This is a genomic window from Nitratidesulfovibrio sp. SRB-5 (genome assembly GCF_019931275.1).
Lineage (GTDB): Bacteria > Desulfobacterota > Desulfovibrionia > Desulfovibrionales > Desulfovibrionaceae > Cupidesulfovibrio.
The window spans coordinates 166,133-185,766 of the sequence record NZ_JAIOTY010000001.1; the positions used below are offsets into that span (position 1 = coordinate 166,133).

A 19,634-nucleotide genomic window follows, 5' to 3' on the forward strand; every position below is an offset into this window, starting at 1 on the left:
ACTTTCCCGAAAGTTCCCCTTCCTCCCCCCGCATGATCTTCTTCATGTTCAATTATTCTACTTCGGAAGCGTCATGAACTTCACCATCCAGAGTCTCAGCAAGTCCTACAACGGTCAGGATATCCTGTCCGATTTCTCGCTCGAGGTGCAGTCGGGCGTGCGGCTGTGCGTGTGCGGCCCCAACGGGTGCGGCAAGTCCACGTTGCTGCGCATCATTGCGGGCGTGGAATCTGCGGACAGCGGCAAGGTGCTGCTGCCCAAGGGCTGCCGGTTGGGCTACGTGCAGCAGGAACTGGGCGACGACGTGCTGGACCGTCCGCTGCTGGACTGGGTGCTGGACGTGCTGCCTGCGTGGCACGACTTCTGGGCGGAGTGGGAGGCGGCGACGCATGCCGGGGACGAGGCGGCCATCCGGCGGCTGGGCGTGAAGCAGGCGGAACTGGAGCAGGTGTACGGGTACAACCCGGAACACCGGGCGCGGGCGGTGCTTTCGGGCCTGGGGTTTGCGGAGCGCAAGTGGAGTTTGCCCATCCGCAAGCTGTCGGGCGGCTGGCGCGAGCGCGCCAAGCTGGCCCGCGTGCTGACGGCGGGCGTGGACGTGCTGCTGCTGGACGAACCCACCAACCACCTGGACCTGGAAGCCGTGGAATGGCTGGAAGCCTTCCTGATGGACTACAAGGGCGCGCTGGTGTTCGTGGCGCACGACCGGGTGTTCATGGACAAGGTGGGCACGCACGTCCTGTACCTGGGGGCCAGCAAACCCCTGTACCGGCGCGGCACGTTCAGCCAGTTCGTGGCCCTGCAGGAAGAGGTGGAGGGCCAGCGCGAGCGCGAGGCCCAGCGCCTGCAGGAAGAGATAGCCCGCAAGATGGATTTCGTGCGGCGGTTCCGGGCCAAGGCCACCAAGGCGCGGCAGGCCGGTTCGCGCCAGAAGATGGCCAAGAAGCTGGAAAAGGAACTGGAAAACTACAGGCCGGAGCAGAAGCGGCGCGAGCTGGAATTTTCGTGGCCGGAACCGGCGCGGGCGGAAAAGACCATCCTCAGCGTGGTGGACCTGGAATACGCCTTTCCGGACGGCACGGGGCTGTGGCCCGGCCTGACCTTCAATATCTATCGGGGCCAGAAGATCGCGCTGGCCGGTCCCAACGGGTGCGGCAAGTCCACGCTGCTCAAGGTGATCGGCGGCAGGCTGGAAAAGAGCGGCGGCACGGTGGTCATGGGCACGCTGGTGCGCATGGGCTTCTTCAGCCAGCACCAGTTGGAGACACTGAACCCTTCGGGCACGGTGCTCAGCGAAATCCGCCGCCTGTCCGACCCGCGCACCACGGAAGAAGAGCTGATGAGCGTGCTCGGGCTGTTCCTGCTGGGGCAAAGCTACTTCGATCGCGTGGTGGGCGAGCTTTCCGGCGGCGAAAAGAGCCGCCTGATCCTGGCCACGCTGTTCCTGGCCCGGTGCAACTTCCTGGTGCTGGACGAACCCACCAACCATCTGGACCTGGAAAGCCGCGAGGCGCTGGTGGAGGCGTTGCAGAGCTACGAAGGCACCATCCTGATGGTGGCCCACGACCGGCACCTGCTGTCCAGCGTGGCCGACGAGATATGGGCGCTGTCGCCCGGCGGCATCACGGTGTACGAGGGCGGGTTCGAGGAATACGACGCGGCGCGCCGCCAGCAGGGCGACACCGGCAGTCTGGCGTCCGGCGCGGGCGAGCCCCGGCGCGAGACGGCATCCCTTTCGCGCGACGACATGAAGCGCATCAAGCGCGAGCAGGCCGAACAGCGCAACGCCCTGTACAAGGAACTGAAGCCCCGGCAGGACGCCTACGCCAAGCTGGAAAAGCAGCTGGAAACGTCGCTGGCCGAACAGGCCGAGGTGGAACAGACCCTGGCCGACCCGGCGGTGTACGCCGATTCCGTCCGGACCACGGAACTGCTGAAACGCTTTGGCGAATTGCAGCGGGAGGGCGAGGAACTGTTCGAAAAGATGAGCGAACTGGAAGCGGTGATCGCGGACCTTGAGACGCGGCGGGCGGCGCTGACCGTGGAAGGGGTCTGAGATGGGCGCGGAGCCGTCCATGGCGGCAGGCTGCATCCCCGCAGAGGGTGCGGACACCCCCGCGACCGGTCCCGCGTCGGACCCCACGCGGTCTCCCGCCCGGCGCATCGCCGTGGTGGCGGGCATTCTGTGGGACGGCGAGCGGTTTCTGGCCGTGGAGCGCCCGGAGGGCAAGCCGCAGGCGGGGTTCTGGGAATTTCCCGGCGGCAAGATCGAACCGGGCGAGGCCCCGTCGGACGCCCTGACCCGCGAACTGGGCGAGGAGCTGGGCGTGACGCCGGTGCAGGCCACCTTCTGGCGCACCGTGCGGCACGACTATCCGCACCTGTCGGTGGAACTGCACTTCTTTCACGTGACAGGGTTCACCGGCACGGTCACCGCGCTGGAGGGCCACCGCTTCGCGTGGCTGACCTGGGACGAGGCCATGCGCCTGCCGTTTCTGGAGGCGGACCTGCCGCTGGTGGCCGATCTGCGGGACGGGCCGGGGACGGGGGCAGGACCGGGGCCGGGACCGGGCCAGGACACGGACGGGTGACCGGCCTGCGGGGCGAGACCTGCCCATGCTGTTCAGGGAGACCGGTTCCGGAGTCAGGCCGGGGCAAAGGATATTTTTCGGGGGAGCGGGACGCACCGCTCCCCCGAAGCCCCTTTTGCGGGGTTTTCTGGTAGAACAGGGAGCGGGCCGGGGGCCTTGGGCCGCCGGGACACATCGGGGATGGCGGCGTGAAGCGCCATCCGGATTGCATCGGGCGAAGACACGTCGGGAGGGCGTATGGGACAGATGGTGTGGATCGTGCTGGCCTTGCTGGCCGGGGCAACCCTGCCTACGCAGGCGGGCATCAACGCGGCATTGCAGGCCAGCTGGGCGCGGCATCCGGCCCTGGCCTCGCTGATTTCGTTCGCCGTGGGCACGGCGGCGCTGGCCTTGTACGTGCTGGCGGCGCGCCTTCCGTTTCCTTCGGTGTCCACGTCGTCGGCATGGCAGTGGACGGGCGGCCTGTTGGGCGCGTTTTTCGTCACCGTGGTCACCTTTCTGGCGCCGCGCCTGGGGGCCACGGCCATGATCGCGCTGGTGCTGGCCGGGCAGATGGCGGCATCGGTGACCCTGGACCACTTCGGGCTGCTGGGCTACCCGGAGCGTCCGCTGGGGCTGGTGCGCTTTGCCGGGCTGGTGCTGGTGGCGGTGGGGGTGTTTCTGGTCCGCCGTTTCTAGCTGGGAATAAACTCCCGTGCACATTGCCGGGCGGTCAATTGCGTTCCGCCGCGCGTCGGCATATGGTATGCAATTCCGGCTGCGCGGCAGGCCTCGTATGGGGTTGCGCGCGGCACGGTGCAAGCATTCCGGCAGGGTGATGGCAGGGGTTGCCGGGCCTTTTCCGAGGGGGGAAGGCCCATGCGGCGGGTTGCTGCATCCGTTGCCGACATGGCGGGCGGTCGCCATGCACGGCGCCCCGGCGCGGGCCGCGCCAGGGTAGGGAATAGAGGGAAGGCGAAAGAGGACGGGCCGTTGCCCGACTCCAAGCGCAAGGAGTGCATCATGTCCAAGGAAAGACTTGTCGTCGCCGTGTGCGGGGCCACCGGGGCGGTGGGCCGCGAAATGCTGAACACGCTGGAACAGCGCGAATTTCCCGCGGCGGAGGTCATCCCCTTCGCCTCGGCCCGTTCCGCGGGCAACAAGGTGCCCTTCATGGGCGGCGAACTGACCGTGCGCGAACTGACCGAAGAATCCTTCCGGGGCGTGGACATCGCCCTGTTCTCGGCGGGTGGTTCCACCTCCGAGAAATTCGCCCCCCATGCCGTGCAGGCCGGGTGCGTGGTGGTGGACAACTCCAGCGCGTGGCGCATGGACGAGCGCTGCCCGCTGGTGGTGCCCGAAGTGAACGCCCACGCCCTTGCCGCGCACAACGGCATCATCGCCAACCCCAACTGCTCGACCATCCAGATGGTGGTGGCGCTGAAGCCGCTGCACGACGCGGCCAAGATCACCCGCGTGGTGGTTTCCACCTACCAGGCCGTTTCCGGCACCGGGCAGAAGGCCATTGACGAGTTGGAAAAGCAGGTGCGGCAGATGTTCAACATGCAGGAGCCGGACGTTGCCGTGTACCCGCACCGCATCGCCTTCAACTGCCTGCCGCAGATCGACGTCTTCATGGACAACGACTACACCAAGGAAGAAATGAAGATGGTGCTGGAAACCGTGAAGATCATGGAGGATCCCTCCGTGAAAGTCACCGCCACCTGCGTGCGCGTGCCCGTCTTCTACGGCCATTCCGAGTCGGTGAACATCGAGACCGAGCGCAAGCTTTCGGCCAAGGAAGCCCGCGCCATCCTCGCGCAGGCCCCCGGCGTGCGGGTGTACGACAACCCCGCCCAGAAGATGTACCCCATGCCCATCGACGCGGCGGGCGAGGACGACACCTTCGTGGGCCGCATCCGCGAGGACGAGACCATCGCCAACGGCCTGAACATGTGGATCGTTTCCGACAACATCCGCAAGGGCGCGGCCCTGAACGCCGTGCAGATCGCCGAGGCGCTGGTGGAGCGTGACCTGCTGAAGGTGCGCGACCCGCAGCTCTTCCTCCGTTAAGGTCACCGTTCGGCATCACGAATCCATCACGCGGCCATCCGGCCCCGGCAGTGCAGACCGGACGGATGGCCGCGCGTCCGCCCGGCGCAGGGGGATGTTTCCCGCTGGCGCGCGGACGCCCCACCAGTCGCCATCCACTGCGTTCCACCGCAACAAGGAGTGATCACGCCGTGATCCCCGTGCTTGATACCGACGACTACGTCACCCGCCTGCTGTCCCGCGAACGCCCCGGCGAAGCGGGCATCATCGCTTTCTACGAGCACCGCGTGGGCGCCATATGCCGCAACCCGCGCCTGATGCTCATGCCTCTCGACGACCACCTTGCCCATCGCGGCGACGGCATCTTCGAGAGCATGAAGTACCTGCACCGCCGCATCTACCAGTTGGACGCGCACCTGGAGCGCATGCGCCGCTCCGCCGCGGGGCTGTACCTTGCCCCGCCGTGCACGTGGGAGCGCCTGCGCGAGATCATCATCGAGGTGGCCAAGGCAGGCGGCGAGGCAGACGGTTCCATCCGCGTGCTGGTGGGGCGCGGCCCCGGCGGCTTCGGCATCGACCCCGCCGAATGCCCGGAACCCAGCCTGTACGTGGCCGCCTACCATTTCACCCCCAAGCCGGAGGCGTGGTTCGACAAGGGCCTGACCGCCTTCCGCAGTTCCATCCCCGCCAAGCAGGGGTACCTGGCGCGCATCAAGAACGCCAACTACCTGCCCAACGTGCTCATGACGCGCGAGGCGCACGAGCGCGGCATGGACGTGCCCTTCTCGTTCGACGACGAGGGCTGCCTGGCCGAGACCGCCATCGCCAACGTGGCCCTGGTGGACCAGACCGGCACCCTGGTGGTGCCGGAGTTCACCAACGCCCTTGCCGGCACCACCGTGCTGCGCGCCGTGGAACTGGCCCAGGGCGAGGTGCCCGTCAGCTTCCGCAAGGTGCGCGAGGAAGAACTGCACGCCGCCCGCGAAATCCTGGTGCTGGGCACCAGCTCGGACTGCGTGGCCGTGGTGGCCTACGAAGGGCGCCCCGTGGCCGATGGCCGCCCGGGACCGGTTTCGCGCCGGTTGCGGGCGCTGCTCCAGGCGGACCTGATGGGGCACGGGGTTCCTTTTTAGGCACGTTCGCGCTCCGTCCTTTCGCCCTCCGGCTGACCGACCCAAAGGGCGCGAAGCGTGGCCGTTAGACGAGCTTGCGAGTCTTACGGTCATCGAGAGCAGAGCGTCAGATTTCGCCTTTTGCTCCGGTCACGTACGAGAAGAGTACGCTCCCTTCGCAAAAAGGCTCATCTTCCTTGCCGGAGAACGAAAATCCTGTCGCGCGAACGCGCCTTGCAACATTGGCACGACGGTATTGTCCTTTTGCAAGAAAGGCATCGGGATGGATACAATTCGCTTTGCGGAGTAGTGTTCCGGTGCGGCGTGCATGCCAATAACCGTTGTTGAACGATAAGAGAGCATCGGACAAAACAAATGACCACCGACACCGCCATGCACATCATCCTGCTGGACCTGGGGCGCGAAATGCGCGGGGGCCAGTTGCAGGTATTCTACCTGGCTCGCGCGCTGCACCACAGTGACGGGTTTTCGGTGGTGGTGGCCTGTCCGGCGGGCGCGCCGCTGGCGCGCGAGGCGGTGGCGGCGGGCATTCCCGTGTTGCCGTTGCCGGGCCGCCGGTCATGGAGTCCGCGCGCGTTGCTGGCCCTGTGGCGCGAGGCGCGCGGCCACTCCCGGGTGGTGCTGCATACCCACGACGCGCGCGCGGCCAGCCTGGGCGCGCTGTGCAAGGGCACGTGGGGGGCAAAGGCGCCGCTGGTGCACACCCGGCGGGTCTCCTATCCGCTGGGCCGGGGGCTGAGCCGCCGCAAGTATCTGGCGGCGGACGCGGTGGCGGCGGTCAGTGCGGAAACGGGCGGCGTGCTGGCGGCTGCCGGGCTGGACCCGGCGCGCATCACGGTGATCCATTCCGGCATTGATCCCACCCGCTACTACCCCCGGCGCGAGCGTGGCGATGGCCGTTTCGTGTTCGGCATGGTGGGCGCGCTCACCCCGCAGAAGGGGCATACGGTGCTCATCGAGGCGCTGGCGGCCTTGCAGGCCTGCGAGGCCGGTGACGCGGAAGGGAATGCCGACGGCGGCACGGGCGGTGCCCCCATGCCTGCCTGGGAGGTGCGCGTGGTGGGCGAAGGCCCGCTGTTCGGCACCCTGCTGGACCGCGCGGACGAACTGGGCGTTTCCCCGCGCATGGCCTTTCTGGGGCGGCAGGACAGCCGCCGCATGCTGCCCGACTGCGACGCGTTGCTGGTGCCTTCCGTACACGGCGAAGGCAGCAGCGGGGTGATCAAGGAAGGCTGGGTAACCGGGCTGCCGGTGATCTGCTCCGGCCTGGCCTCCAATCTGGAACTGGTGCGCGACGGCGAGAACGGCCTGGTGGTGCCCCCCGGCGACGCCGAGGCGCTGGCCTGCGCCATGCGCCGCCTCGCCACCGACGCAGCCCTGCGCGAACGCCTGGCGGCGGGCGGCACGGCCAGCGTCGCCCACTACACCGACGCGCGCATGGCCGAATCTTACATGGCCCTGTACCGCCGCCTGCGCTAGGACGCTTCATCCGCCAGCGAGGCCGCTGGCATTCCCATGCGTTTCCCTCTGACGCCCATCGTTCCTGTCCCCCCCTTCGTTCCTGCCGTCACGCCTTGTCACCCCCCCCCTGTCACCCCTGTCATCGCTGTCGCCCGGCCCCCCCTGTCGCCCGGCCCCCCAGGTCATCGCGGCCCCCTCGCCACGCCGGTCGCCACCGCTCACCTCCTGTGGCCCCATGGCCCCTCGTGGTTGGCGCGCGGGCGCTTTGGCGTCCGTTCCCGTCGTCCCTTTTGTTGCCATTGCGGCGGCTGCCGTCGGGATTTCCGGCGAACGGAGGGGAAACCTCGCTCCATGCGCCATGTACGTGCCCACGCCATGCGTATTGCACGTCACAGCGGATATGAGGGCGGATACTGTCGAATCCGCCAGGCAGCACATGTTCTGATGATGTGTGTTCTGTAACGTTGGGGGGAGCATCAGTAGTGCGCGGCTTGCGGCGTATTTGGAAGGCGCGCAAGGCGCATGTCGATGTTTTTATGAAAATATGCCGCAATGCATGGAGATGTGTTTGCCGGGAATGCCCTGTGCGATGTCGCCAAAGGTAGGGTTTTCCCGCAGTGACATGCAGCACAGTGCGGTGTAGACAGGTCGCAAGTGAGTGGCGAGGGGGATTCTCCATGACTTGGGTGTTCATGGTCGTGGCGCTGGCGGTGCTGGTCATCCTCATCGCCCGCGACAGGTGACGCCCCTGCGGCAGCCGTGCGCCAGAGGCGAAACGGATACGGAAGGGGCAGGATCCGAAAGAAAGGGCCGGACGTTCATCGTCCGGCCCTTTCTCGCGCACGGCACCGCCGGTCTTGCGGCGTGTGCGTGCGCCGCCACGCAGGCGCAGGCGGCATTGACTGCCGCCGTCAGCGGCGGAGTGGGCGTGCCTTTCCCCCGCCCTGCGGGGGCATGTGTAAGTGACAAGGGCCGGACGTTCATCGTCCGGCCCTTCAGGTTATTGACAAAGTCTGTTTTTGGAAGCCTCCGGCGGCCAAGGACGGCAGCCGTTAGTCGAGCTTGCGAGCCTTACGGATGACGATCGCAGAGCGGCTACCGCCCTTTGGAACCCCATGCTTTGTGGTTTTGTAATATCCAGAAAATACAAATAAAAGTTTTTGGGGGAGGGGGTGCGGGGGAGGGACCCTTTTTCAAAAGGGTCCCTCCCCCGCAAGAATTTGGGTTTGTCATCAACCTGAAGGGCCGGACGAATATCGTCCGGCCCTTTCCTGTCATCTTCGGTTGGCGCCACGGAATGCCCGTCACGCCGTGCTCCCGGCTAGCTGGCCGGGGCCGCGGCGGGCGCGGGCGGGGGAATCAGGCGGGTCTGGCCGTCCCACACGCGCGGGGCCTTGGGGGTGAGCGGAATGTACTTGAACCACTTGTGGGTGGCCATGTGGGCCGGGTCCATTTGCAGTTCGCGGCTGTGCTTCAGGATGGGCGGCACGATCTTCTTGATGTCGCCGTCCAGATCCTTGGCGGTGGTGAAGGCTGCTGCGCGGATGGCCACGTCCACGGCCTTCTGGCTGTATTGCTGCGACTGGGCCAGGGTGTTCAGGGCCTTGGTGGGGTTGTGGAAGCCCACGCTGTTTTCGGCGGAGACGAGATCCCAGAAGAACTGGCCCTTGCGGCACATCTGGCGCGCCTCGATCATCAGGTCGTCGTAGTCGGCGGGCTTGGGCCCGGTGTATTCGGCGGCCATGCGGATGGCCTCATGCGCCTTCACCGAGATGTCCTGGGCCACCATCAGCTGTTCCCACACCTTGTTCTGGGTGAACAGCACCCGCTGGCGCAGGTAGTCGGGGGTCTTGTCGGTGTGGCACTGGCGGCAGGCGCGCAGGTCCGGATCCTTCAACGGCGACGTCCAGTGGTGGGTGGACATCTTCTTCTTGCCGTCAAGCCGGACGTACGACATGTGGCAGTCGGCGCAGGTGACCCCGGCGGAGCCATGCACGCCGTTGATCCACGTTTCGTATTCCGGATGCTGGGCCTTCAGCATGGGGGTCTTGGACACGGGGTGTACCCAGTCCACGAAGTTGCCCTCGAAGCCCTTGGTGGTCGTGTTGCCGTGGGTCTTGTAGTACTCGAACATGTCTTCGGGGTCGAAGCCGTTGGCCCACGGGAACACGGGCTTCTTGGCCGCGCCGAATTCCTTGTCCTGGAAATAGTATTCCACGTGGCACTGGCCGCAGACCAGGGCGCGCTTTTCGTTGCGGGGCAGGTTCTTGAATTCCTTGTTCTGGGACTTCAGGTAGTCCTTCAGCGGTTCGCTGTACAGGCGCAGTTCCATGGTCTGCGGCTCGTGGCAGTTGGCGCAGCCGATGGTGTGGTCGTCCACGTCCAGCTTCTGGCGGAATTCGTGGAAGTCCTTGGCCCAGAAGTCGTCGCCGTTTTCCTTCACCCATTCCATCATCTTGGGCGTCTTGCAGTTCCAGCAGGTGGAGGGCAGGCCCGCCTTTTCGCTGTAGTTGTTCAGCCGGTCGATGTGCAGGATGTCCTTCACCGCGTAGGTGTGGCCGCGCGCAGCGCGGTATTCGTAGCTGAAGGGGTACCCCAGCCACAGGTTCTTCAGGTACGGCTGGGCGTGCTTGTACCCTTCGGGCAGGGGATCCACGTTGTCATGCTTGTTGTACGGCACAGACCCGCCGTACTCGGTCATGATCTGCGATTCATTGTTGCGCAGGTACGTTTCGTAGTGCAGCGGGAATTCCGCCTTGAAGGCGGAATTCTTCATTTCTTCAGCGGAAAGTTTGGTCTTGTAGGTCGGTGTCATGGGTTCCGAGGGCTCGGAACAGCCCGCCAGCGCGGCGAGCGCCATGGCCATCAGCGCTACGAGAAGGCGACGGCTAGACATCGGCGGCACTCCTTCTGGCTATGGGCAGCTTGGGGGTATGGGGCACGTGACGGTGGCAGTCGGTGCAGTACTTCTTGGTTTCCATGGATACGGTCATGGTGGTGGCCACGTGGCAGCGCCTGCAGTTGGCCTGCACCACGTCCTTGGTCTCTCCGCCGGGGTGGATCAGGTCGGGGATGGTGCCAAGGGTTGTTGCGTAAATGTCGCGCGTGCCTTCCTTGGCCTTGAAGGGCAGCTTGGCGGCCAGGTTGTGCGGCGCGTGGCATTCATTGCACGCCAGCTTCGCGTGCGGCGAACGCTTGTGGGTAAGCGCCGCCTCGGCCATGGAGTGGCAACTGCCGCAGAACAGGGCCTGGTCCGTGGCAGTCATGGCCAGGGCCGCGCCTACGGTGACGGCAACACCCGCCAACGCGGCCACGAGCATGATGCGCCATGGTCGCCCGGTGGTGTCGCTCCGCAGAGCATGCATGGTTCCTCCTCCTGTTGGTGTGTCGTGCGTCTGCCCGCCGCGAAGGGCGGTGCGTCCCGCGTGCGGCCATGGACGGTTCGCGTGCCGACCATTGGTCGCAGGCGCTGCGCGGCGGGCGTGGCAAGGGTTCCCACCTCATTGTATGGGAAAACAACGTCCTGTGATACAATGATTTTTTTATGGAGCGGGGGAATCTGAACTTTTACAATTTTCTGATTAGATGCTTAATATGCTGTTTTGGCAGAGAAAAAATATGCTCATTGGTGCGCCGTACAGTCGGGCGACTTCGCCTGTCTCTGCGGTGGCTACAGGCTGTAAAAATAAAAATCTGCATGAAAACAGATTATTATCGTTGTATTGATAGTGCATCCCGCACGATCCGCAAACGAGTTGCTGTACGAATGTACAATATTCATTGTGCGGCCCCAGAAGGCTCTGGGGGGCGCAGTGCGCAAGCGGAGCAACCGGGTTGTGCCGGGGTAATTGCGTAATAAAAATGTTTTATTCAGATAGGTTGCAATTCATTCTGTGGCAAAAATGTAATATTTTGCAGTACAAATATGTAATAAAAAAACCAGTCTGGCCGCCATCAAAATCGCGTTCTTGCCGTTTTTGGAATTTTCCGCTATCGCACGTGAACCCGCTGCGGATTGCGCATTTGTGTCATTCCGGGGCGGAGTCCACGCCATCCGGAGAACGCGTCCATGTGTCGATTGTTCGCCTTGACTTCGGCGGAACCCGTCTCCCCCATGGTGGCCATCAATGCCCTGAATGTGATGAAGGAAGGGCATGACGGCTCCGGGGTCGGGCTCTATCTATCCGGTCTGTCGGGTCCCTTCGCGGAGCACCCCGAATATCCCATCCTTTCCGGCATCTTCACCGAAAAGGGCCTGAAGCGGCTCGACGGAATCATGGACGACCTGGGGTTTCGTCCGTTCCATTCGGTGTCGATCATCAAGTCCGATCCGCCCGCAGGCACGCCCAGGCGCGGCGTGTACCTGGCCCGCGCCTACGAGCCGCCGAAAGCCTGGGCCGACATGCCCGAGGCCGAGCGCACCGCGCAACTGGTGCAGACCCGCGTGGCCATCCGCCAGCAGGGCGAGGCCGAACGCGACATGATGGCCTTCTCGTTCTGGCCGGGCGTGGTGATGATCAAGGAAGTGGGCGATCCGCTCACCGTGGGCGAGTACCTGGGCCTTGACCGGCCCGACCTGCATGCCCGCCGCATCCTGTGCCAGGGCCGCCAGAACACCAACTACGCCATCAACCTGTACGCATGCCACCCGTTCTTCATTGAGGGCGTGTGCACCATGACCAACGGGGAAAACACGGCGTTCATCCCGATCCGCGAATACCTCTCGTCGCGCAACGTGCCCGGCTACACGGGCTACCAGTCAGACTCAGAGGTGTTCACGCACATCATGCACTTCACGCATTACAAGCTGGGCCTGCCGGTAGAGGCGTACAAGCACGTCATCACCCCGCTTTCCGACGCGGAAATGGCCGGGCACCCCGACCATGACATGCTGGCCCGCCTGAAGGTGCTGTGCCGCAAGATGATCATCGACGGACCCAACTGCGTCATCGGCTGCCTGCCGGACGGCACCATGTTCATGGTGCAGGACCGCAAGAAGCTGCGCCCCGGCGTGGTGGGCGGCAAGCCCGGCATGTACGCCTTTTCGTCCGAGTTGTGCGGCCTCGACGCCGCCATCCCCGACCGCGACAAGACCCTCGACTTCCAGCCCATGCATCTGGACACGGCCTACGTCCGTCCCGAATGCCAGGAGGTGACCGTATGCAGCCAACTGCAGGCATTACCCCGTCAACGCTGAGCGTGAAGGACCTGCCCTGGCAGGTCGAGTGGAACAAGGACACCTGCACCCTGTGCGGGCGGTGTACCTCCGTGTGCCCGGTGAGCGCCATCGAGCTGGCCGTGCACAGGAAGCGCGTGGTCGAAACCACCACCGGCCTCCTGCAGAAGCCCAAGAACATCTATTCGGTGTTCCACGGCATCCGCCAGCGCACCGACGCGGCCTACGCCTGCATCGGCTGCGCCATGTGCACCATGGTCTGTCCCAACAACGCCATCCGGCCCATGCGGCTGGATGAAGGCACCGCGCTGCGCTTCCACAACAACCGCGGGGGCCACGCCCGGACCCGTGGTGGCCGCCGCAACGCGCCCGACAGCCTGCTGGACCAGATCAAGTTCATCCGCATCTCCATGCTCACCGACCCCGCGCTGGACGCCGGGCGGCACGAGTTTGAACTGCGCACCCTGCTGGGCCGCGTGCTGCCGCCCGAACAGGGGCTGAAGGCCTTCCAGGAAAACGGCTGGGTGCCCGCGGTGCGCGAAATCTACCCGCTGGTCATCGGCTCCATGTCCTTCGGCGCGCTTTCGCCCAACATGTGGGAAGGCCTGCAGATGGGCGTGGCCTACCTGAACGAGGAAATGGGCATGCCCGTGCGCATGTGCACCGGTGAAGGCGGCTGCCCGCCGCGCCTGCTGCGCTCGCGCTTCCTCAAGTACGTCATTTTGCAGATTGCTTCCGGCTACTTCGGGTGGGATGAAATCCTGCATGCCATCCCCCAGATGAAGGAAGACCCCTGCGCCATCGAGATCAAGTACGGCCAGGGCGCCAAGCCCGGCGACGGCGGCCTTCTCATGTGGCACAAGGTCAACAAGCTCATCGCCTCCATTCGCGGGGTGCCGCCGGGCGTGTCCCTGCCCAGCCCCCCCACCCACCAGACCCAGTATTCCATCGAGGAATCCGTGGCCAAGATGATCCAGTCCATGAGCATGGCCTGGGGATTCCGCGTGCCCGTCTACCCCAAGATATCCGCCACCACCACCTCGCGCGCCGTGCTGAACAACCTGGTGCGCAACCCCTACGCGGCGGGCCTTGCCATCGACGGCGAGGACGGCGGCACCGGGGCGGCCTACAACGTGTCCATGAACCACATGGGCCACCCCATCGCCTCGAACATCCGCGACTGCTACCACGACCTGGTGCAGCAGGGTTGCCAGAACGAGATTCCGCTCATCGCGGGCGGGGGCATCGGCAAGAACGGCAACCTCGCGCACAACGCCGCCGCCCTGATCATGCTGGGCGCCAGCATGGTGCAGGTGGGCAAGTACGTGATGCAGGCCGGGGCCGGGTGCGTGGGGTCGGAAATCGACCGTTGCAACATCTGCAACCTGGGCCGCTGCCCCAAGGGCATCACCTCGCAGGATCCCCGCGTGTACCGCAGGCTGGACCCGGAAAAGGTGGCCGAACGGGTGGTGGACTTCTACCTGGCCTTCGACACCGAGCTGCGCAAGATATTCGCGCCGCTGGGCCGGTCCACCTCGCTGCCCGTGGGCATGTCCGACGCGCTGGGCATTGCGAACAAGGATGCGGCGGAGCGGCTCGGCATCCAGTACGTCGTCTAGCGAGCTGCGTCCTTTCGTTCTCCGGCGGTGTCAGGCTTCATCTTTCATTTCGGTCACGTACCAAAGAGTACGCTCCCTGCATGAAAGACTCGCCTTCCTGGCCGGAGAAACGAAATCACCGCAGCTCGCGTGGAGGAGGAAACTCCTCCAGATGCCGGAGAGGTGCAGCGCGTGCTGAAGGACATCGCCGCAAGACGAAATCCCGTCGGATGCACGGGCCAGATGAAGTGAATATCCGCGCGGCGGGACGGAAAACATGTCCGTCCCCGGCGCGGCGAATGAAGATAACGCCGGAAAGGCAACCATACAGCAGCGGAGTGACGCCATGTCCCCCAGCGAAGTGGTCCGCGTAAGCGGCATGGAAGACGGAAAGCGCATCGAATCGCGCATTCTCGAAGAGCGCCTGCAAGGCGTCGTGCGCGACGGCGCGCGTAACGTGGAAGTGGATGCCTGCGGTCAGCACGGCATCGGCGGGCGCTTGTGGATATCGGAACAGGAGCCCCTGCACGTCACCGTGCGCGGCTCGTCGGGCCAGCGGCTGGGTTCGCTGGGCAGCACCGGCACCACGGTGGAAGTGTTCGGCCCCGCGTCCGACGACGTAGGCTGGCTGAACGCGGGCGCCAACATCGTCGTGCACGGCAACGCCGGCAACGGCGCGTGCAACGGCATGGCCCAGGGGCGCGTGTACATCGGCGGCAACATCGGTTCGCGCGGCATGACCATGACCAAGCAGAACCCGCGCTTTTCCGCGCCGGAACTGTGGGTGCTGGGCGGCGTGGGCGACTACTTCGCCGAGTTCATGGCGGGCGGCACCGCCGTGGTCTGCGGCGTGGGCGCGCAGAACCCCGCCAACGTGCTGGGCTATCGCCCCTGCGTGGGCATGGTGGGCGGGCGCATCTTCGTGCACGGCCCGCACCAGGGCTTTTCGCAGGCCGACGCCAAGCAGGTGCCCATCGACGACACCATGTGGGCGTGGCTGGCCGAAAACCTGGCCGGGTTCCTGGCCGCCATCGGCAGGTCGGACCTTTTGGCCGGGCTTTCTGTGCGCGAGGACTGGCAGTGCATCGCCGCGCGCGGCCCCTTCGAGAAGGTGGGCAAGAAGCGCCGGGACGTGGCGGATTTTCGCCGCAACGTGTGGGAGAAGGAACTGGGCATGGGCGGCCTTGTGGGCGACCTGACCTCGGTGGACCGCAGCCCCATCCCGCTCATCACCACCGGTGAACTGCGCCGCTTCGTCCCGGTGTGGGAAAACGGCCAGCACATGGCCCCCTGCCAGTCCAGCTGTCCCACCGGCATGCCGGTGCAGGAACGCTGGCGGCTGGTGCGCGAAGGCCTGATCGACGAGGCGGTGGACGTGGCGCTGGCCTACACCCCCTTCCCGGCCACCGTGTGCGGCTACCTGTGCCCCAACCTGTGCATGCAGGGCTGTTCGCGCAGCCTGCAACGCATGAAGCCGGTGGACATCACGCAAATCGGCAAGGCCGGTGCGGCATCGCGCGCGCCCAAGCTGCCCCCGCTGACCGGCACCAGGGTGGCCGTCATCGGCGGCGGCGCAGCAGGCATCTCCGTGGCGTGGCAGCTGCGCATGCGCGGCGTTGCCGCCACCGTGTACGACATGGAAAAGGAACTGGGCGGCAAGATCAGCTCGGCCATTCCCGGCAGCCGCATCCCGCAGGACGTGCTGGACGCGGAACTGGCGCGCGCCCGCGAGGTGCTGCCCCACGTGCACCTGCAACAGCGCCTGGGCAAGGACGAGTTTGCCCAGCTGCGGTCCGACAACGACTTCGTGGTGCTGGCCACCGGCGCCAACGCCCCGCGCATGCTGCCCGTGCCCGGCAAGGAACTGGCGCGCACCGCGCTGGAATTCCTGAAGTCGGCCAAGTCCGGCTCCGGCAGCGTGGGCAAGCGAGTGGTCATCGTGGGCGCGGGCAACGTGGGCTGCGACGTGGCCACCGAGGCCGCGCGGCTGGGGGCGGAATCCATCACCCTCATCGACATCCAGACCCCGGCGGCCTTCGGCAAGGAAAGGGAAGAAGCGGAACACGTGGGCGCCACCTTCCGCTGGCCCTGCTTCACCAAGGAGATCACCCCCGAAGGGCTGGTGCTGACCACCGGCGAACTGCTGCCCGCAGAAACGGTCATCTTCTCCATCGGTGACGCGCCCGGCCTCGACTACCTGCCCGACGACATCGCCGTGGAGCGCGGCCACGTGGTGGTCAACGACATCCAGCAGACCACCGACGCGCGCGTCTTCGCCATCGGCGATGCGGTGCGCCCCGGCCTGCTCACCCAGGCCATCGGCATGGGCCGCAAGGCCGCCGAAGCCATCGTGGAGATGGCCGAAGGCAAGCGCCCCGTGTCCGACACCCGCAAGATGATCGATTATGCCCGCGTGAAGCTGGAATACTACGACCCGCGCATCGACAACTTCCAGGATCTCGGCCAGTGCGGCGATGCCTGCGCCAGTTGCGGCGCCTGCCGCGACTGCGGCATCTGCGAGACCATCTGCCCGCAGGCGGCCATCAGCCGCCGCGAAGTGCAGGGCGGTTGCGGTTTCGAGATGGCGGTGGACGCCGAAAAGTGCATCGGCTGCGGCTTCTGCGCCGGTGCCTGCCCGTGCGGCATCTGGAATCTGGTGGAAAACACGCCCATGGAGTAGGGCCTGCCACCACTACGGCCTTTTTGCCCTCTGCCTTCGTCAGAGTGCGTTTTTATTCCGGTCGAGTACGGTAAGAGTACACTTCCTCCATAAAAACGCATTCTTCCTCGGCAGAGAACAAAAAACCTCGTAGTGCTGACAGACCCAGGCGGGTGCAAACTCTAAGCAAAACGGGCGGTCCCTTCCGGTGAAGGGGCCGCCCGTTCGCGTTGTTGGCGTGGTGCTGCCAGTCTGGTCCTGTTTCGGCGGGCTGCCGCTACAGGGTGTCCAGCAGCCTGGTGACGGGGGTGTCGTGCATCCACGGAATGGTGGCGGTGTGGCCCGCGCTCAGCGCGTTGACCCTGTTGATCCAGCCTGCTTCGGCGGCAGCCCTGTGGCGCAGTATGGGGCTGTCCGTTTCAAGAAGCGAGAAGCACTGGTTGACGACCCACCATTGGGTGTGAATGCCCGCGCGGCGCAGATCGGCTTGCAGCCTCTCTGCCTCGAATACGGGGGTGGCCTCGGGCAGCGTGACGATGACGACTTCCGTTTGCCGAGGGTCGCGCAGCCGGGGAAGAAGGTTGCGCACGGAAGGCGGGATGATGCCCTTGGTCCGCTGCACTTCCTTGTGATGGCTCTGGGTGGCGTCCAGCAGAAGCAGCGTATGGCCCGTGGGAGCTGTGTCGATGATGACGATTTCCTCGCCGGCCTTTTCCACGATCTCAGCGAAAGCCCGGAACACGGCAATTTCCTGGGTGCAGGGGGAGCGCAGGTCTTCCTCGATGTATGCGACGTCGTCCTTGCTCATGACCTGCATTGCCGTGTCCAGCACCTCCTTGCGGTATCTGTCCAGTTCCTCTTTCTCGTCGATGCGGCTCAGGGTGATGTTTGCGGGATTCTTCAGGATGGTTTGCAGGTCGCTTGCCGGGTCGGTGGACGTAAGGTGCACCTTCGCCCCCTTCCGGGCCAGCCCCAGGGCGATGGACGCGGCGATGGTCGTCTTGCCCACGCCCCCCTTGCCCATGGTGAAGATGACCTTCTTTCCCGTGGCATGCAGATCGGCGACAAGGTCGCCCAGCGTTCGGGTGCGTTCCGGATGCTCCATGGCAGCGGGCTGTTCCGGGCGCGTGCCGGAGAGGAAGGCGCGCACCGCGTCCAGCCCGAGAATGGTGTAGGGCACCAGCGGAATGGCGTAGGTGCGGATTTTCGCCAGTTGTTGCGGCATGTCGCGCAGCGCGGCCTGCTGCTTCGCATGGAGCTTGCCCGAGACTGCGTCGGTGGGGTTTTCCAGAACGGCGTTGATGATGAGTATCTGGTTGCGTATCCCCAGCTCGCGCAGTTCCGCGCTGGAACGGTCCGCCTCTTTCAGCGGCGCGGCATCCGGCCGCGAGACGAGAACAAGTGTCGTCGCGGCGGCATCGCCAAGGGCGCCCACGGCGTGACGGTACATCTGCTGCTTGCCTTCCAGCCCGGCAAGCTGCCCCAGGCAGGATGCGCCGTGCGTGCTTTCGCTGATGAAGGAACTCCACGCCGAGGGCAGTTGCAGCATGCGCAGGGTATGTCCTGTCGGCGCGGTGTCGAAGATGATGTGGTCGTATTCCCGGTTGATGGCGTCGTTGGTGAGAAAGGTCGTGAACTGGTCGAACGCCGCTATCTCCAGGGTGCAGGAGCCGGAGAGCTGTTCTTCCATGCTGGCGATGGCGCTGTCGGGCAGTTTGCCCCTGTACGGCGCAACGACGGATTCCCGGTATTCCCGCGCGGCTTCTTCCGGGTCGAGGTTGGCGACCACCAGTCCGTCGACACCCCGTATCGGCACGCCATGGCCGTCGAGTTCGGTGTCGAATACGTCTTGCAGGTTGGAGGCCGGGTCGGTGCTGATGAGGAGGATTCTTTTCCCCTGATCGGCCAGCGTTACCGCAACGGCGCAGGCGACCGATGTTTTTCCCACGCCGCCCTTGCCGGTGAAGAACAGGTATTTGGTCAGCGGAATCGAGCCAAGGTCGAACGGCGCGAACATGATGATCCCTTTCATGTCTGTGTCTGCGACAGGTTTCATGGCGTTACAGCGGCATGAGCACCTTGCGGGCTCCGGTCCAGCTGATGAATTCCTCGTTGGTGGGGTAGGCGCGCGATTTGATCACCTTGCCGTCAACGAGGGTCAGCGGCAGTATTTCCGCCCCGTCCCGTTCAAGGGCCGCGCTCACCACGGGGTTTGCGATGAACTGCTGCGGCTGTTGCGCAAGGTTGAACCGCTCGCATTCCACCCCCTGTGCCTGCAACTGGCCGATCATGGTGGCCACCCGCAACAGTTCCGGGTCAACGCCCGGTCCGCATATGCCGGTGGCGCAACACAGGGCAGGATCGTAGATCGACATTTTGGCCATGGCGGCATCTCCCTGGCACGGCGCGGCACCGTTGGCGGCATTTCACGCCAATGCTTGTTGTACTATTGAAATGTTGGGGCGCAACAGGGCATGCCCCGCGCCTTGTCCATGTATGCTTCGGGTTTGTGCATGCTTCGGGTTTGTGCATGCTTCGGGCCTGTGCGTGCTTCGGGTTTGTGCGTGTCCGGGGCTATGCGTCTTCCGGCAGCATCTGGGGCAGCACCTGAGGCACCACCTTGCTCGCCTTGCGGAAGTTTTGGCATTGCTCGGGATTTCCGGAACAGCACTCGGAGGTCAGGTAGGCGATCAGGTTCAGCATGAGGGGGATTTCGGCGCGGTAGCGCAGGAACTTGCCTTCCTTCTCCATGGTGATCAGCCCGGCGTGCACGAGAGCCTTGAGATGGAAGGAAAGGTTGCTTGCGGATATGCCCAGCAGCCTTGCGATATCCCCGGCGACAAGCCCCTCTGGGGCGTGCCTGACCAGCAACCGGAACAGCTCCAGTCGCGTGCCCGAGGACAGCGCCTCGAAAAGCGTCACCGCATGTTTTGTTTCCATGTTTGAACAATACAACGAATGTTGAATTGTGTCAAGGGTGCCGTT

Annotated in this window: 14 protein-coding genes; 9 read left to right on the plus strand and 5 right to left on the minus strand. The window is 65.1% G+C overall.

Going from position 1 to position 19,634, the window contains the following annotated elements; translation table 11 throughout:
* Positions 1-73 precede the first annotated feature (73 nt).
* The 6 genes from abc-f to K6142_RS00615 all read left to right on the plus strand — a co-directional run bounded on the left by abc-f (position 74) and on the right by K6142_RS00615 (position 7,234).
* On the plus strand, positions 74-2,056 hold the full coding sequence (gene abc-f, locus K6142_RS00590) for a ribosomal protection-like ABC-F family protein (RefSeq protein WP_223380707.1): 1,983 nt from the start codon (positions 74-76) through the stop codon (positions 2,054-2,056).
* Positions 2,057-2,162: 106 nt separating this feature from the next.
* Positions 2,163-2,591 (plus strand): (deoxy)nucleoside triphosphate pyrophosphohydrolase, encoded by a 429-nt coding sequence (locus K6142_RS00595; RefSeq protein ID WP_190244949.1) that lies wholly within the window; start codon positions 2,163-2,165, stop codon positions 2,589-2,591.
* A gap of 237 nt (positions 2,592-2,828) precedes the next feature.
* Entirely contained in the window at positions 2,829-3,269 is a 441-nt protein-coding gene (locus K6142_RS00600) for a DMT family transporter (RefSeq protein ID WP_190244928.1), read from the plus strand.
* A 324-nt stretch (positions 3,270-3,593) separates the two neighbouring features.
* On the plus strand, positions 3,594-4,643 hold the full coding sequence (locus K6142_RS00605) for an aspartate-semialdehyde dehydrogenase (RefSeq protein ID WP_167122737.1): 1,050 nt from the start codon (positions 3,594-3,596) through the stop codon (positions 4,641-4,643).
* A 170-nt stretch (positions 4,644-4,813) separates the two neighbouring features.
* Positions 4,814-5,755 carry an aminotransferase class IV gene (locus tag K6142_RS00610; RefSeq protein ID WP_190244927.1) on the plus strand — a complete coding sequence of 314 codons (942 nt, stop codon included), beginning with the start codon at positions 4,814-4,816 and terminating at the stop codon, positions 5,753-5,755.
* 354 nt (positions 5,756-6,109) lie between these two features.
* Entirely contained in the window at positions 6,110-7,234 is a 1,125-nt protein-coding gene (locus tag K6142_RS00615; protein WP_223380708.1) for a glycosyltransferase family 4 protein, read from the plus strand.
* A 1,303-nt stretch (positions 7,235-8,537) separates the two neighbouring features.
* Here the strand turns inward: K6142_RS00615 and K6142_RS00620 are convergent.
* Together K6142_RS00620 and K6142_RS00625 are read right to left on the minus strand one after the other, a co-directional pair.
* Positions 8,538-10,112 carry an ammonia-forming cytochrome c nitrite reductase subunit c552 gene (locus K6142_RS00620; RefSeq protein WP_015946018.1) on the minus strand — a complete coding sequence of 525 codons (1,575 nt, stop codon included), beginning with the start codon at positions 10,110-10,112 and terminating at the stop codon, positions 8,538-8,540.
* Entirely contained in the window at positions 10,105-10,581 is a 477-nt protein-coding gene (locus K6142_RS00625) for a cytochrome c3 family protein (RefSeq protein ID WP_015946019.1), read from the minus strand. Before K6142_RS00625 ends, K6142_RS00620 begins: the two co-directional genes overlap by 8 nt.
* 704 nt (positions 10,582-11,285) lie before the next feature.
* Here K6142_RS00625 and K6142_RS00630 point away from each other — a divergent pair.
* From K6142_RS00630 to K6142_RS00640, 3 genes are all read left to right on the plus strand, one after another.
* The gene (locus tag K6142_RS00630; RefSeq protein ID WP_223380709.1) at positions 11,286-12,413 is read left to right on the plus strand and encodes a glutamate synthase; all 1,128 of its coding nucleotides are present in this window, start codon (positions 11,286-11,288) and stop codon (positions 12,411-12,413) included.
* On the plus strand, positions 12,377-14,011 hold the full coding sequence (locus K6142_RS00635; RefSeq protein WP_190245357.1) for a glutamate synthase-related protein: 1,635 nt from the start codon (positions 12,377-12,379) through the stop codon (positions 14,009-14,011). Before K6142_RS00630 ends, K6142_RS00635 begins: the two co-directional genes overlap by 37 nt.
* 325 nt (positions 14,012-14,336) lie before the next feature.
* The gene (locus K6142_RS00640; RefSeq protein WP_190245356.1) at positions 14,337-16,670 is read left to right on the plus strand and encodes an FAD-dependent oxidoreductase; all 2,334 of its coding nucleotides are present in this window, start codon (positions 14,337-14,339) and stop codon (positions 16,668-16,670) included.
* 256 nt (positions 16,671-16,926) lie between these two features.
* On the opposite strand, the gene arsA is transcribed toward K6142_RS00640, so the two are convergent.
* The 3 genes from arsA to K6142_RS00655 all read right to left on the minus strand — a co-directional run bounded on the left by arsA (position 16,927) and on the right by K6142_RS00655 (position 19,571).
* Positions 16,927-18,681, minus strand: a complete 1,755-nt coding sequence (gene arsA / locus K6142_RS00645; RefSeq protein ID WP_317846362.1) for an arsenical pump-driving ATPase — start codon at positions 18,679-18,681, stop codon at positions 16,927-16,929.
* 28 nt (positions 18,682-18,709) lie between these two features.
* On the minus strand, positions 18,710-19,033 hold the full coding sequence (gene arsD / locus K6142_RS00650) for an arsenite efflux transporter metallochaperone ArsD (RefSeq protein ID WP_190245355.1): 324 nt from the start codon (positions 19,031-19,033) through the stop codon (positions 18,710-18,712).
* 190 nt (positions 19,034-19,223) lie between these two features.
* Positions 19,224-19,571 carry an ArsR/SmtB family transcription factor gene (locus K6142_RS00655; protein ID WP_223290401.1) on the minus strand — a complete coding sequence of 116 codons (348 nt, stop codon included), beginning with the start codon at positions 19,569-19,571 and terminating at the stop codon, positions 19,224-19,226.
* Positions 19,572-19,634 lie beyond the last annotated feature (63 nt).

Coding starts and splice junctions, on each gene's coding strand:
- K6142_RS00615 (WP_223380708.1), top strand. CDS start 6,110: ATGACCACCGACACCGCCATGCACATCATCCTGCTGGACCTGGGGCGC.
- K6142_RS00620 (WP_015946018.1), bottom strand. CDS start 10,112: ATGTCTAGCCGTCGCCTTCTCGTAGCGCTGATGGCCATGGCGCTCGCC.
- arsD (WP_190245355.1), bottom strand. CDS start 19,033: ATGGCCAAAATGTCGATCTACGATCCTGCCCTGTGTTGCGCCACCGGC.
- K6142_RS00630 (WP_223380709.1), top strand. CDS start 11,286: ATGTGTCGATTGTTCGCCTTGACTTCGGCGGAACCCGTCTCCCCCATG.
- K6142_RS00640 (WP_190245356.1), top strand. CDS start 14,337: ATGTCCCCCAGCGAAGTGGTCCGCGTAAGCGGCATGGAAGACGGAAAG.
- K6142_RS00600 (WP_190244928.1), top strand. CDS start 2,829: ATGGGACAGATGGTGTGGATCGTGCTGGCCTTGCTGGCCGGGGCAACC.
- K6142_RS00635 (WP_190245357.1), top strand. CDS start 12,377: ATGCAGCCAACTGCAGGCATTACCCCGTCAACGCTGAGCGTGAAGGAC.
- K6142_RS00625 (WP_015946019.1), bottom strand. CDS start 10,581: ATGCATGCTCTGCGGAGCGACACCACCGGGCGACCATGGCGCATCATG.
- abc-f (WP_223380707.1), top strand. CDS start 74: ATGAACTTCACCATCCAGAGTCTCAGCAAGTCCTACAACGGTCAGGAT.
- K6142_RS00605 (WP_167122737.1), top strand. CDS start 3,594: ATGTCCAAGGAAAGACTTGTCGTCGCCGTGTGCGGGGCCACCGGGGCG.
- arsA (WP_317846362.1), bottom strand. CDS start 18,681: ATGAAAGGGATCATCATGTTCGCGCCGTTCGACCTTGGCTCGATTCCG.